This is a genomic window from Bradyrhizobium sp. ARR65 (assembly GCF_000472385.1).
Classification (GTDB): domain Bacteria; phylum Pseudomonadota; class Alphaproteobacteria; order Rhizobiales; family Xanthobacteraceae; genus Bradyrhizobium.
In genome coordinates this window covers 15,954-30,187 of sequence record NZ_AWZU01000003.1, presented here as the reverse complement: position 1 = coordinate 30,187, position 14,234 = coordinate 15,954, and the positions used below count along the sequence as shown (strand labels likewise).

Here is a 14,234-nt window from a genome sequence, read left to right as displayed (position 1 = left end):
GGACAATGATATCCAAAAGCGGTGCACAGCCGGCCTAGTATAGTCCCCGCAATTACCAGCGCAGCAACGCGGAACCCCAGGTGAAGCCGCCGCCCATCGCCTCCAACAACACCAGATCGCCTTTCTTGATCCGGCCATCCTTCACCGCGACCGACAAGGCCAGCGGGATCGAGGCCGCCGAGGTGTTGCCGTGTTGATCCACGGTCAACACCACCTTCTGCGGTACAATGTGGAGCTTGTGCGCGGACGCGTCGATGATTCGCTTGTTCGCCTGATGCGGGACAAACCAATCGAGATCATCCGCCGTCAGCCCGGTGGCGTTGAATGCGTCGACGATCACATCCGTGATCATGCCGACCGCATGCTTGAAGACCTCTCGGCCTTCCATACGGAGATGTCCGACCGTCTGCGTCGAGGATGGCCCGCCGTCGACATAGAGCTTGGACTTGTGCCGGCCGTCGGAGCGCAAATGGGTCGTGAGCACGCCGCGGTCCGAGGATTTTCCAGGCTGCGTTTGCGCTTCCAGCACGATTGCACCTGCGCCATCACCGAACAGCACGCAGGTGCCGCGGTCATTCCAATCGAGGATGCGCGAAAATGTCTCGGCCCCGATTACGAGCGCGCGCTTATACGCACCCGTGCGCAGGAAGTTGTCGGCGGTCGCAAGCGCGAAAATGAATCCTGAACAAACCGCCTGCAGGTCGAATGCCGCGCCGTGATGAATTTCCAGCCCATTCTGGACGGCCACCGCTGTCGCCGGAAAGGTATTGTCGGGTGTCGACGTGGCCAGCACGATCAGATCGATGGACTGCGCATCGACCGCGGCATCGGCCAACGCGGCCCGCGCGGCATTGATCGCCAGATGCGAGGTGCACTCGCCTTCAGCCGCGATGTGGCGCTGCCTGATACCGGTGCGTTGCACGATCCATTCGTCGGAAGTGTCAACCCGCGTCGCCAGTTCGGCATTGGTCAAAATCCGCTGCGGCAGGTAGGAACCACAGCCGAGCACCACCGAACGAACAGTCACGAGATAGCCTCCTGCGCGGCCGGCGCTGACGCCAGCGCGCCGCCATCACGATTGAGCATTTGGTTGATCTTGGTCAGGAGATGGTAGTGGACCATCTCATAGCCGACATCAACGGCATAGGCAAAGCCCTCGGCATCCGCCCCGCCGTGGCTCTTGACCACGACGCCCCTCAAGCCCAACAGTACGCCGCCGTTGGACTTGGCGGGATCGAGCTTCTCCCGCAGCGCGCGGAACGCATTGCGGGCAAACAGATAGCCGATGCGCGAGCGCCAGCTCTGTGCCATGGCGCTACGGAGAAATTCGGAAATCTGCCGCGCGGTTCCCTCGGCCGCTTTCAGCGCAATGTTGCCGCTGAACCCTTCGGTCACGATCACGTCGGCGGCGCCCCGCCCGATGCCGTCGCCTTCGACAAAGCCGATATATTCGAGCTGCGGCAAACTCATCGCGCGCAGGATTTCGGCGGCCTCACGGATCTCCTCGTGACCCTTCATCTCCTCAACCCCGATGTTGAGCAGACCCACGGTCGGCCGTTTCAGATTGAACAGGACGCTCGCCATCGCACTGCCCATCACCGCGAGCGCCACCAGATGGTGCGCGTCGCCGCCGATGGTGGCGCCGAGGTCAAGCACGACGGAATCGCCACGCGTGGTGGGCCAGGTCGCCGCGATCGCGGGGCGGTCGATGCCGGGCAAGGTGTGCAGGTTGAGGCGGCCCATTGCCATCAATGCGCCGGTGTTGCCCGCGGACACCGCAACGTCGGCTTCGCCCTTTTTCACCGCGTCGATCGCAAGCCACATCGACGAGTTTCTGCGCCCGCGGCGCAGGGCCTGACTGGGCTTCTCGTGCATGCCCACCGCAACATCGGTGTGGATCACGCGCGCAACGGCTTTGAGCCTGGGGTGATTTGCAAGCTCCGGCTCGATCCGGGCGCGATCGCCGAACAGGAGAAATTCAGTGTCGGGCTGTCGGGACAGCGAAATCGCCGCGCCAGGAATAACGACCGATGCGCCGACATCGCCCCCCATGGCGTCAAGCGCGATTCGAACCTTTTGCGGCATGAACGTCCCGGAAACCACTGAAAGCCGCCGCTCGGATAGCGGCGAAACGGCCAAGCGAGAGGCGAGTTGCCGGGCCGGGCCGCCGCGACAATAGCGTGTTCAGGCCCCGACACAACCTCTTGACCTCCGCCTTTTCTGCTCAACGCAGCTTGCGACACGGAATCAGGCGTCGGCGATAAAGCAAGATTTTCAGGCGGTTATGTAGCCTTTCCAAGGCGATATGCAACCTTCTTCGCGCGGCCCCGCCTTCCACACAGCCTGCGAGGCAATGTTAGCCGTCCTTCGAACCGCCGGATTTCGGCTTTTTCGCACCAGCTTTCAGCGTTTTCAGCGCGGCAAATGGATGATCCTCGGGGTCGGCGGCGGTGATATGCGGCTCGAAGACCGCTCCCGGCTTGCGCGGGTAGGGGTCGATCGCCAGAAACAACACGTCGGTCGCGAGCCGGCCGAGATCGACGACGCCGTTCACGATCGGCTCCGGCGACTCGGGAAGCTCACCCTCAGCACCCCTCGCATTCTCGCCGAGCTCGTCAGTGACCGGCGTAATCTGCTCTTCCGGGGCGAAGATCAGGTCGATCTCCTCAACAATGTCGTTCTCGATCGGTTCGAGCGTGACGACGCAGGTCTGCCCGATCCGCGCCGTGAGGTGGCCGGCGACATGAACGCGGCCGCGGCTTCGCAAGCTCAGGTCGAACGAAGCATGCGCCGACGAAATCTCGCGCACGCCCGCGATCTCGGCCATCGCCGCGCGCACAGCCGGACTGGCCTCGATTTCGCGGTGCAGGCCCGTATCAGGTATTTGCACGACATTGACAGTTGCGCGCCAGGGGTCGGCCGGGTCGATGATGGCGTTGTTCATGGCTTGGCACTCCCTTGGGCTTGTCGGGGTGATGGAAATCGCCACGACGCCGCCAGCAGCGCGGCATCGTCGAGCAGACCGAGCTGCGCGATCGTCGCATCGGTATAGGCAGCAAGACGTCGCGCATTCTCGATTTGTCCCCCCTCCAAGATATTCCTGCAAAGCGCCAGCGCCAGCGCCTCGCTGCTATCGGTCAGCGCAAGGTCATAGGCCGTGCTGCGGCCATAAAACGCCTCCCCAAAAGCCTGCATGCGCTTGGGGACAGCGAGGTCGCCAACCCCCATCTCCCTTAAGTTCGCGTCCATATCGGCGCAAAAATGGTCGAACAAGGCCTGAGACAGCTCCGCGCCCCCTGCCTCATTCTGCCGGAGCCGCCGCAAAACCATCCACAGATGCAGCAAAAGCAGGTCAAAACGGCCGTTAACCGTATCCGGCACGCCAAAGCCCTGATAATCCAAGTCCTGATAAAACAAGGGTTCTCGCGCTTGCGTCACGATCATGCCATAGATGGCTTCAATGGTGCCGCGCGGGGCTAGCCGGGGTTTCCTGAAGTGATTGAACGGCCAAAGCATTGTGGGTTCCGCAAGCGAGCCCTGTTGCCTGTTAACGGCTCATCGATAAGAGGCTTGGGGTGGCCGGTTCTAAGGGGACCTGCCTGCGACCGCAATGACTGATACTGTTTGGAAAAGTCGAGGCGTGGCCGCGCCGCGCCGTCTCCTTGCGCGCTGGCGGCTCGCAGCCGCCGTGGCGGTGACGTGTGCTGCGCTGGCCGCCTGCACCGGCGAGCAATTCCAGAAGGGCTACATCCTGCCGCCCGGGGCGCTCGAGCAGATCCCGATCGGCGCGAGCCAGGATCAGGTCCTGATCGTGATGGGCACGCCCTCCACCGTCGCCACCCTCGACGGCGAGGTGTTCTATTACATCTCGCAGCGCGCCGAGCGCCCGATCGCCTTCATGAACCAGAAGATCACCGACCAGCGGGTGATCGCAGTCTATTTCGACAAGAACCGGCAGGTGCGACGCCTCGCCAATTACGGCCTGAAGGACGGAAAGATCTTCGACTTCATCAGCCGCACCACGGCGACATCCGGCCAGGAGCTGAGCTATCTGCAGCCGTTGTTCAAGCTGCTGAGCTTCAATTAGTTCGCGACCTTCGCGCGGAGTCCGCCCGTCGCACCGACTGGTGGATGGGGGCAAATTCTCGCCCGCATCTTCGTTCAGTCGTGCGCGCTAAAGCGCCCGTGCAGCGCGTTGGCGTCGAGGCGCGCGAACTGCGCATGGCTAAGGTGAAGCAGCGTCTCGTGGTCGCCGGCTTCCATATAAATCTCCGGTTGCGTCTGGATGCTGTCATCCACGATGACATCGAGCCCATAGCACGCGCCGACGGCGGGAACGGCGCCATGTGCGCAATCAGCAAACAGCCGATTGACCTCATGTTCGTTGGCCATGTCGATATCGCTGCCGAGTTTGGCCCTCAGGTCTGAGATCTTCAGGTGGTGCGATGCCGGCAGGACCGCGAGCATGTAGCCGCCATCGCGCCGCAGCACGATGGCCTTCGCGATGCAGTCGCCCGAGACGTGGCATGCCTCGGCCGTGCGGGAGGACGTCAAGGTGAGTTCGTGTGGAATCTCGTCGTAAGGGATGTTTTGGGCAGCCAGATACCTGCGGAGTGTGGGGGAAACGGACATGGCGTACCTCCGGTGTGACATGCAGCCACCTACCGTGAGCCCCCGCCGCACGGATGGGCGGCCGCGTGATTGTTGATGCCTAGCATAGGTATTGTCGCAGGAAGTCGCAATTCGTCTCTGACCTGAACGGCCTCGCCATCGAAAGCCCTGACAGCACTGTTGCCCCAAGCAGAAGGACAGACGATTGGATATCTCGACTTTGGAGGCCGAAGCGGACTAGATAGGGCGAACCGGAGATCGTCGCTTTCGATGCCAAGGCGTCATCGACGCGATCATATGCTCGCCGGCGGGCGCACGACCGGCATCGAAAGTACCGACATCTAAGCAAGGAGTGTTCTCAGCTCAGGCTACAAATAAATCCAGGGAGGACAGACCATGGCTCGCATAAGTCGGCGTGAGCTTCTCAAGCTTTCCGGCGGTGGTGCAATCGCCGCAAGGACCGGGGGAATAGCGTCAGTTCTCGCTCTCAAACAGGCACCAGCCTATGCCCAGGCCACGACGCTCCACTGGCTGCGGTGGAATGATTTCGTCCCGGCCTCCGACGCCGTTCTGCTGAAGGAGATTGTCCCGGAATGCGAGAAGGCCCTTGGCATCAAGCTCAACATCGAGATGATCAATGGCAACGACATCCAGGCCCGCACCACCTCTGCAATCCAGTCGGGCTCCGGTCCAGACATCATTTGTGCACTGAACAATTGGCCGCAGCTCTATCCCGAGAGCGTTGTCGATGTCAGCGACGTTGCCGAGGAGATCGGCAAGGCGCAAGGCGGCTTCTACGAGGAATCACGCGTCGTTGCCAACGACGGCAAGAAATGGATCGCGGTGCCGTGGTGCGTGCTCGGCGCACAATTGGCGTACCGCAAGTCCTGGTTCGCGGAGATCGGCTACGAGGCGCCGAAATTCCCGCAAACCTGGGAGGAATATCGCGAGGCCGGTAAGAAGCTCAAGGCGAAGGGCAGGCCCTTCGGTCAAGCGGTCAGCCACAGCTTTGGCGACCCGCCGACTTACGCCTATCCATATCTTTGGTCGTGGGGCGGCAAGGAGGTCGAGGCGGACGGCAAGACAGTGGTGTTGAACTCCAAGCCGACAGTCGATTCCGTCAACTTCGCCGTCGGCTTCTGGAAGGACGCTTATGATGAGGGAGGGCTCGCCTGGGACGACAGCAGCAATAACCGGGCCTTTCTCTCAGGCACGATCAGCAGCAGCTTAAACGGCGCCTCGATCTATCTTGAGGCCAAGCGCAAGCCCGACGTCTATCTTACCGAAGACGGCGCTCCGCTCTTCCAGGACATCCTGCACGCGCCGCTGCCGAAGGGCGCCGCCGGCCAGTTCGGCTATCACCTGCCGATGTCCAACATGCTAATGAAGTATGTAAAGGATCCAAAGGCCGGTAAGGAGTTCCTGCGCTGGATCACATCGAAACCGGTCTATCAGGCGTGGTTCGACTCGCAGCAGGGCTATTCCGTCGGGGCGACCACAATTTGGGAGAAGGACAAACTCTGGGACAAAGATCCCGTGATGCTGCCCTTCCGGACGGCGGCGCGAGCTGGGCGTTTTCCTGGCTATGCCGGACCGGCCGACCGCCACGCAGCCGAGGTGCTGAGCAAGTACATCATCGTCGACATGACCGCCAAGGCGATACAAGGCATGCCGGCGCAAGACGCCGTTAAATGGGCGCACGAGGAGGTCACGAGGATTCACGCCTAGAGCTCGTGACGCTTCGAGTCTTTGCTGGAGCATGACCCGAATCTTCGCGTGAGCGGACGACAAAAGCGGGGGTAAGCGAGCCACGGTCGAGAGGACCTGAGATGGCTGTCAGCGATATTACGACTTCGGACACCTACAAGGGTGCCGTACGGCGGTGGCCGATCACGCGGCTCCTTGAAGACGAGCGCTGGCTTGCATTCGTCCTGCTGTTGCCGACGATGGCGTTGCTTGCACTGTTCATCGCTTACCCATTCGTCAAGGGTGTCGAGCTGGCGGTGACCGATGCCAAGGTCGGCGTACCCGGCAGGTTCGTCGGAATGCAGAATTTCCTTATGCTCATGAACGACAGCATCTTCCGCATCGCGGTGTGGAACACAGTCGTCTACACGGCAGTGACGACCGTGTTCAAGCTCGCGCTCGGTCTCTGGCTCGCGCTTCTTCTCAATCGAAACTTCAGGGGAAAGGCCCTCACCCGCGCCTTCATTCTGTTGCCGTTCATCATCCCCACTGTGCTCTCGACCTTCGCGTGGAAGTGGATGTTCGATCCCACATTCAGCGTGATCAATTGGACACTGTTCAGGCTCGGCCTCATCCATAGCCGGATCAATTGGCTGGGCGATCCGAGCCTGGCGCTGATCTCGGTGATCATCGTCAATATCTGGCGCGGCGTGCCGTTCTACGCGATCAGCCTCCTCGCCGGCCTGCAGACGATCAATCCGGAGCTGCAGGATGCCGCCGCAATCGACGGCGCAAGGCCCTGGCAACGTTTCTGGTACGTGACGTGGCCGCTGCTGCTGCCGGTCACCATGGTCGTGGTGCTGTTCTCGGTCATCCAGACCTTCGCCGATTTTCAGCTCGTCTACGTGCTGACCGGCGGTGGTCCTGCCAACGCAACCCAACTCTTCGCCACCTATGCTTACCAGGTTGGCGTCGGCACCGGGCTCTTGAGCGAGGGCGCGGCAATCTCGCTCGCCATGTTCCCGGTGCTGCTCGTCGTGGTGATCGTGCAGCTTCTTTACATCCGCCGGGTGGAGACCCTTTGAGCCATGATCGAAGGTGCAAAATGGCGGCGCTGGTTTTTCTTCTACATCCCGCTCGGCGCCTTTGTCTTCGTATTACTGTTTCCGTTCTACTGGATGATGGTCACCGCGGTACGGCCCGACAATGAGCTATACCGGCCTTGGATGGCGCCGAACTACGCGCCGTTCTGGACCTTCCATCCGACGCTCGATCACATCAGGTATCTGCTCCAGGAGACCCTCTTCAACACCTGGATGCTCAACACCCTCTTCATTTCGGTTGCTGCAACTTTGATCTCGCTGGCCTGCGGGCTCTTGGCCGGATATGCGCTCTCGCGCCTGAAATTCCGCTTCGCCGGCACGCTCGGGACCGGCATTTTCATCACCTACCTCGTTCCACAAACGCTGCTCTTCATTCCCCTGGCCGACATCGTCCGCAACTTTCGCCTCGGCGATACGCCATGGGCGCTGATCCTGACCTATCCCACGTTCCTGATCCCGTTCTGCACCTGGCTGCTGATGGGTTACTTCAAGGCGATTCCGCGGGAGCTCGAGGAATGCGCTCGCATCGACGGCGCCACGCGCTGGCAGGCCATGGTGCACATCATCTTCCCGATCGCGGTGCCGGGAATCCTCTCGGCCGGGATCTTCGCCTTCACGCTGTCGTGGAATGAATTCATCTACGCCCTGGTCTTCCTGTCTTCCCCTGCGCAGAAGACCGTTTCCGTCGGCGTGACCTCCGAGCTGATCCGCGGCGATGTGTTCTACTGGGGCTCGCTGATGGCCGGCGCCCTTCTGGGGTCTATACCGGTCGCGTTCATCTACTCGTTCTTCGTTGAATATTACGTTGCTGGTCTCACCGGTGCGGTCAAAGGGTGAGCAGCATGGCGCGGGTCCTCATACGCAACTTGAACAAGATGTTTGACGGGGTTCATGCCGTCAAGGACGTGAACCTCGAGATCAACGACAAGGAATTCGTCGTTCTTGTCGGTCCGTCGGGCTGCGGCAAGACCACGACGCTGCGCATGGTGGCCGGCCTAGAATCCATCAGCTCGGGCGAAATCCTGATCGGTGACAAGGTCGTCAATCAACTGCCGCCAATGGATCGCGACATCGCCATGGTGTTCCAGAACTATGCCCTCTACCCGCATATGGACGTCTACGACAACATGGCGTTCGGCCTGAAGATGCGGCGGTTCGGTCGCGCGGAAATCGAGGCGCGCGTGCAGGCGGCGGCCGAGATCCTTGGTATCCAGGAGCAACTGCGGCGCAAGCCGCGGCAACTCTCCGGCGGCCAGCGCCAGCGCGTCGCCTTGGGCCGCGCCATCGTTCGGCATCCCAAGGTGTTTCTTTTCGACGAGCCGCTGTCGAACCTTGACGCCAAGCTGCGCGTCCAGATGCGCGTGGAGATCAAGAGAATCCACGCTCGTCTCGGCACCACAGCGATCTACGTGACCCACGATCAGGTCGAGGCGATGACGCTCGGCGACCGCGTCGTCGTCATGAAGGATGGCCTCGTTCAACAGGTCGGCGAGCCGCTCGAGCTCTACAATGCGCCCGCCAATCGTTTCGTTGCTGGCTTCCTCGGCTCACCTGCAATGAACTTCGCGACGGTGACGATCGTCGCCGCTCCTGACGGCCCATTGTGGGTCCACAACGAAGGGATCCACATCAAGCTGCCGGCCCAGGTCGCCGATCGGCTTCGTCCATATGTCGGGGAAAAGGTCACACTTGGAATCCGCCCGGAGGACCTGCGCGTCGCGTCCAGCCGCGATCCGGCAGAGCTCGCCTTCGATGCCGCGGTCGAGGTCGTCGAGAAGCTGGGGTCGGAGATTCTCCTGGACGTGAAGGTCGGCCCCAACAGCATGGCGGCCGCAGTAGAGCCGACCGTCCAGGCGAAAGTCCATGACCAGCTTCGCCTCGCGCTCAATCCGGACCGGCTGTACTTTTTCGACGGTGCGTCGCAAGCGGCGATTTGACGGCCTTCCACTTCAGCGATGCTGCCGATACGCCACGTTTGCGGCCCGCCGCCCCTATTCCGCGGCCTGCGCGCGCGCTCGCCTCGACCCGAACCGCGCCTTCACCCATTCCCGCATCCGTTGGAAAACAACGTACAGCATCGGGATCAGGAAGATGCCGAGAGAGCTCGCGGCGAGCATTCCTCCGAACACGGCGGTGCCCACCGCGCGGCGGCTCAGCTGCGCCGCGCCGGTTGCGACGACCAGCGGGACGAGGCCGAGAATGAAAGCGATCGACGTCATCATCACCGCGCGGAAGCGCATCCGCGCGCCGAGCTCCGCAGCATCCACGATAGAAAGTCCCGCCTCGCGTTGCTCCTTGGCGAATTCGACGATGAGGATACCGTTCTTCGCAGCAAGGGCGATCAGCACCACGAGCCCGATCTGCGCATAGAGATCGAGATTGAGTCGCGCCACTTGGATCGCGACAAAGGATCCCAATACGCCCACCACCACCGACAGCAACACCGGAATCGGAATCGTCCAGCTTTCGTAAAGCGCCACCAGGAACAGATAGGCGAACAGGAGAGCAAGACTGAGAATGATGCCGGTCTGGCCGGCCGCCTGCTGCTCCTGGAACGCCGTTCCGGTCCACTCAAAGGAGTAACCTGCCGGCAGCGTCTTGTCGGAGATCTCCTGCATGGCGGCGATGGCGGTGCCGGATGAGACCCCGGGGCCAGGTGAGCCATTAATGGTGATGGAACGATCATTGTTGTAGCGGCTGATGACCTGCGGGCCGAGCACTATTTTCGCGGCTGCGATCGAGCGCAGCGGCACCATCTCGTTGCGGGCATTTCGGATGTAGATCTGCCATAGCGCGGAAATATCGGCGCGGTTCTGCGCTTCGCCTTGGATATTGACCTGCCAGGTGCGACCGAAAAGATTGAAGTTATTGACGTAAAAACCGCCAAGCGTGGCCTGCAGCGCCGTAAACACGTCGCTCATGTTAAGCCCGAGCGCTTGCGCCTTGGCGCGATCGATGTTGAGATAGATGGACGGGTTGCTGGCCGAGAAGGTCGAGAATACGTGCGTTAGCCGTGGATCCTGGTTCGCCGCGGCGATCAGCCCGCTCATCACGCTGTTCATGTCGGTGGGATCCTGTCCCTCCAAGGCCTCGAGCTGATATTCGAATCCGCCGCTGGTCGAGAGCCCGATGATGGGCGGCAGATTGAAGGCGAGGATATTGGCTTGCCGTATCTGGCTGCCGGTGGCAAACGCCTTCCCGATCAGCGCCTGCGCGGATTGGTCGACGCTGGTACGCTCGGCAAAGGGCTTCAGGCGGACAACAAGCAACGCGGCGTTCGGTTCGGCGACGCCGTCGAGCAGCGAAAAGCCGATGATCGAAAGCACGTGATCCACCCCATCGAACTGGCGCAACTTGTCCTCAACCTGCCCTGCGACCTCGCTGGTTCGCGGCACCGAGGCGCCGTCTGGTAGCTGCACCATCACGAAGAACGCGCCCTGATCCTCCTCCGGCAGGAAACCCGTGGGCGTGATCAGGGAAATGCCGAATGCGCCGGCGCCGACGAGCGCCACGAGCAGCAGGGAAAGGATGGCAATACGAACGAGGCGCCGCACCCCACCCGCATAACGATCGCGCACCCAGTCGATGCCGCCGAGCACTCGCCCCATGATGCCGCGGCGCGGTCCGGTGTGGCGCAGGAATAGCGCGCAGAGCGCGGGCGAAAGCGTCAGCGCATTGATGGCCGAGATCGTCATCGCGGCGCTGATGGTCACCGCGAACTGCCGAAACAACGTGCCCGAAATTCCCGGAATGAATGCGATCGGCACAAACACCGAAAGCAGCACCAGGCTGATCGCGATGATCGGCGCGGTGATCTGCGCCATGGCCTTCTTCGCAGCTTCCGCCGGCGAAAGCTGCGGCTCCTCCTCCATCACGCGCTCGACATTCTCCACGACGACGATGGCGTCATCGACGACGATGCCGATGGCCAGCACCATCGCGAGCAGCGAGACCGTGTTGGCGGAATAGCCGATGGCCAGAAGCACAGCGAAGGCTCCGATCAGGCTGACCGGTACTGCGATGGATGGGATGATGGTGGCGCGCAGATTGCCGAGGAAGAGGAAGACGACGATCACGACCAGCACGAAGGCTTCAGCCAGCGTTCGCAAAACCTCGCGGATCGTGTCGCGCACGAAGGTGGTGGAATCGTGCACCACGCGATATTTCAATCCCTCGGGAAAGCGCACCGACAACCTTTCCAAGGTTGCCCCCACTGCATTCGCAGTCGAGACCGCGTTGGCACCGGGCGCCAGATAAATACCGATCGGTACTCCCGGCTTGCCGTCGATTCGCGCTTCACTGTCGAGGTTCTGCGCGCCGATTTCGACGCGCGCGACGTCGTGGACACGCAGCACCGAACCATCCGGATTGGCCCGCAATACGATGTCGCCGAATTGCTCTGCGGTGGCGAGCCGGCCCTGGGTCTGGACATTGAACTGGAACTGTTGCTGATCGCTGATCGGACGCGCACCGATCCGCCCCACCGGTGCCTGGACGCTTTGCGCTCGGATTGCGTTGATGACGTCGCTCGGCGCCAGGTTGAGGCTCGTCAGCCGCTGGGTGTCGAACCAGATCCGCATCGAATAATTCATGCGCGCAAACAGGTTCGCCTGGCCAACGCCGGGCGTGCGCGAAATGGCGTCGAGCAGATTGATGATGGCGTAGTTGGTGATGAACAGCGGATCCTGCTGCCCGTTCTCGCTGTAGAGCACCAGGAACTGCAGCACTGCCGACGAGCGCTTCTGAACGGTCAATCCTTGGGCCTGCACCTCGGAGGGCAGTTGCGAGAGCGCGGTCTGCACCCGGTTGTTGACGTTGACAGTATCGATGTTCGGGTCTGTCCCGAGCGCAAAGGATACAGTCAGATTGTAGCTGCCGTCGCTGCCGCTCGTCGACTTCATGTAAAGCATCTGGTCGACGCCGACGATCTGCGCTTCGAGCGGCTGAGCGACGCTCGACTCGACCACCGCTGCGGATGCGCCCGGAAACATGCCCGAGACCGTCACCTGCGGCGGCACGATGTCAGGAAATTGCGCGACCGGAATGCGCAACAGCGCTAACGCTCCCGCAATCGTGATGACAAATGCGATGACGATGGCAAGCCGCGGACGATCGATGAAGACGGACGAGATCATGTCAGCGTCCGCCGCCGGAACCACTTGGGGGCGCGGGATCGTTGCCTCGCTGCGGAGCGCTCGTTGCGTTACCCACGGTTGAAGCGCCACCGCCGCCGATGCCAGGCGCAGCACCTTGGCGCCCATCGCCGGTCGAGCCTTCATCTCCGCTGCTGCCGTGCGCACTCTCCTCCATGAGCGCCTGCACCTGCGCGCTCGCCGGCCCCGGCGCCACTTTGGCGCCAGCCCTCACCCGCTGCAGCCCTTCGACGACGACGCGCTCGCCCTGTTGCAACCCGCTGATCACGCCTGCGAGCGTCGCGGTGGACTGGCCGACCTGGATGCGGCGCTGCTGTGCCGTACTGTCGTTGCCGACCACAAACACGTAACTGCCCTGCTGGTCCGAGAGCACGGCGGCGCGCGGCACCGCCAGCACCTCGATCGGCTGCACGCCTTCGAGCAGCACAGTGACGAACTCACCATCGAACAACTCGCGAACGGGTGTGCCGCTGCCTTTCACCTCCTGGACGGCCGGATTCGCGATTTCGCCGCGTAGGGTAATGGTGTCGGTGTTGGTCGTGATCGTGTTGTTCGCAAAATTGAGACGGCCTGTGCTGCCATACATGCGGCCGTTCGGGAGTTGCAGGCGAATGACCACGGCATTGAACCCGCCGCGCGGCACATAACGATCGCGCAAGACCAGTGCCTCGCGCACCGACACCGGGAACGTCACATACATGGGATCCTGGCTGACGATGGTCGTGAGTACGCCGGACGACGGACTGACCACATTGCCCTCGGTCACCGAGGTTCGCCCGATCTTCCCGTCGATCGGCGAAGTGATGTCAGTATAGCCGAGATTGATCTGTGAGGCCTGGACCTGCGCCTGCGCCGCCTTGACCTGGGCCTCCAGACTGCGCTGGTTCGCAATGGCGGCGTCGTAGTTGGACTGCAGCCCGGCGGGCCCTTTGAGGAGCGCTTCGGCGCGCTGCGTGGTCAGCTTGGCATTTTCCAGGGTCGCTTGTAGCTGGGCAACCGCGGCCTCTTTCGCGGCCAAGTCGGCCTGGAAAGGCCCCTTTTCCAGCTCATAGAGCTCATCGCCGGTCTTGACCTCGCCGCCTTCAGTGAACAGCCGTTTTTCGAGAAAGGCGGTCACGCGGGCGACAACATCGACGTGGCGCACCGCCTCGATCCTGCCCAGAAACTGCTCCGTTTCCGTCATGGGCCGAGGAGTTGCCGCAACCACTCCCACTGCGGGCGGCGCGGCAGGCGGGTTCTGGGCCCAGGCAGCCGGCGCAACAAGCATGCTCGCGCAACAGGCCCACGCTGTCCAATATGGTCGAACCAACATGCGTCCCTCGATCGGCCGTGCTGCCGACCTTGGGCGTGCGAGGTGCGGCAGTTCCCGTCAACGCACATAGGTTGCGAAGGTTCAACGATACCCCAATCCCACTGACCATTTCAGCAGCCAAGGCGGCGGTCGGCCCATATCGGGGCGGTGATACGCGCACATGCACCGGCGCTCTCATGCCCAACATCGCCCGCGCCTTGACGCGACGGGAGACGGCTCGGCAGCGAGCCGCCTCCTAAAAACGAACTGAGACAACGAGTTACGCGCAGGCCGACCCGCCGGGCGTCCGCACGCCCGGGCGATCGAGGCTGCTGTTGCCCGTCGGCATGAATATCAGTAATATGTCAGATATATACAAAACAAAACATT

General features: G+C 62.0%; 12 protein-coding genes. 5 read left to right on the top strand and 7 right to left on the bottom strand.

The window, feature by feature from the left end:
• Positions 1-52: 52 nt before the first annotated feature.
• From F758_RS0104700 to F758_RS0104685, 4 genes are all read right to left on the bottom strand, one after another.
• Entirely contained in the window at positions 53-1,027 is a 975-nt protein-coding gene (locus F758_RS0104700) for a beta-ketoacyl-ACP synthase III (protein WP_024506773.1), read from the bottom strand.
• Complete coding sequence (gene plsX / locus F758_RS0104695) at positions 1,024-2,085, bottom strand: phosphate acyltransferase PlsX (RefSeq protein ID WP_024506772.1); 1,062 nt, start codon at positions 2,083-2,085, stop codon at positions 1,024-1,026. The genes F758_RS0104700 and plsX overlap by 4 nt, the downstream gene beginning before the upstream one ends.
• A 271-nt stretch (positions 2,086-2,356) precedes the next feature.
• On the bottom strand, positions 2,357-2,944 hold the full coding sequence (locus tag F758_RS0104690; protein ID WP_024506771.1) for a YceD family protein: 588 nt from the start codon (positions 2,942-2,944) through the stop codon (positions 2,357-2,359).
• A complete protein-coding gene (locus F758_RS0104685) occupies positions 2,941-3,516 on the bottom strand; it encodes a ubiquinol-cytochrome C chaperone family protein (RefSeq protein ID WP_024506770.1) in 576 nt (191 codons plus the stop codon). Before F758_RS0104685 ends, F758_RS0104690 begins: the two co-directional genes overlap by 4 nt.
• Before the next feature lie 94 nt (positions 3,517-3,610).
• Here F758_RS0104685 and F758_RS0104680 point away from each other — a divergent pair, with 94 nt between their 5' ends.
• Positions 3,611-4,087: an outer membrane protein assembly factor BamE domain-containing protein gene (locus F758_RS0104680; RefSeq protein WP_024506769.1), complete on the top strand. Its 477-nt coding sequence runs from the start codon at positions 3,611-3,613 to the stop codon at positions 4,085-4,087.
• 74 nt (positions 4,088-4,161) lie between these two features.
• Here the strand turns inward: F758_RS0104680 and F758_RS0104675 are convergent, their stop codons facing one another.
• Entirely contained in the window at positions 4,162-4,632 is a 471-nt protein-coding gene (locus F758_RS0104675) for an aminoacyl-tRNA deacylase (protein ID WP_024506768.1), read from the bottom strand.
• 375 nt (positions 4,633-5,007) lie between these two features.
• Here F758_RS0104675 and F758_RS0104670 point away from each other — a divergent pair, with 375 nt between their 5' ends.
• The 4 genes from F758_RS0104670 (at position 5,008) to F758_RS0104655 (ending at position 9,337) form a co-directional block, all read left to right on the top strand.
• On the top strand, positions 5,008-6,339 hold the full coding sequence (locus F758_RS0104670) for an ABC transporter substrate-binding protein (protein WP_024506767.1): 1,332 nt from the start codon (positions 5,008-5,010) through the stop codon (positions 6,337-6,339).
• Between the two features lie 101 nt (positions 6,340-6,440).
• Positions 6,441-7,382 carry a carbohydrate ABC transporter permease gene (locus tag F758_RS0104665; RefSeq protein ID WP_024506766.1) on the top strand — a complete coding sequence of 314 codons (942 nt, stop codon included), beginning with the start codon at positions 6,441-6,443 and terminating at the stop codon, positions 7,380-7,382.
• Between the two features lie 3 nt (positions 7,383-7,385).
• A complete protein-coding gene (locus F758_RS0104660; protein WP_024506765.1) occupies positions 7,386-8,237 on the top strand; it encodes a carbohydrate ABC transporter permease in 852 nt (283 codons plus the stop codon).
• A gap of 5 nt (positions 8,238-8,242) precedes the next feature.
• Positions 8,243-9,337, top strand: a complete 1,095-nt coding sequence (locus tag F758_RS0104655; RefSeq protein WP_024506764.1) for an ABC transporter ATP-binding protein — start codon at positions 8,243-8,245, stop codon at positions 9,335-9,337.
• Positions 9,338-9,391: 54 nt separating this feature from the next.
• Here F758_RS0104655 and F758_RS0104650 read toward each other — a convergent pair whose 3' ends face one another.
• Positions 9,392-12,535: an efflux RND transporter permease subunit gene (locus F758_RS0104650; RefSeq protein ID WP_024506763.1), complete on the bottom strand. Its 3,144-nt coding sequence runs from the start codon at positions 12,533-12,535 to the stop codon at positions 9,392-9,394.
• A gap of 1 nt (position 12,536) precedes the next feature.
• Entirely contained in the window at positions 12,537-13,820 is a 1,284-nt protein-coding gene (locus F758_RS43305) for an efflux RND transporter periplasmic adaptor subunit (RefSeq protein WP_051386683.1), read from the bottom strand.
• Positions 13,821-14,234: the final 414 nt, after the last annotated feature.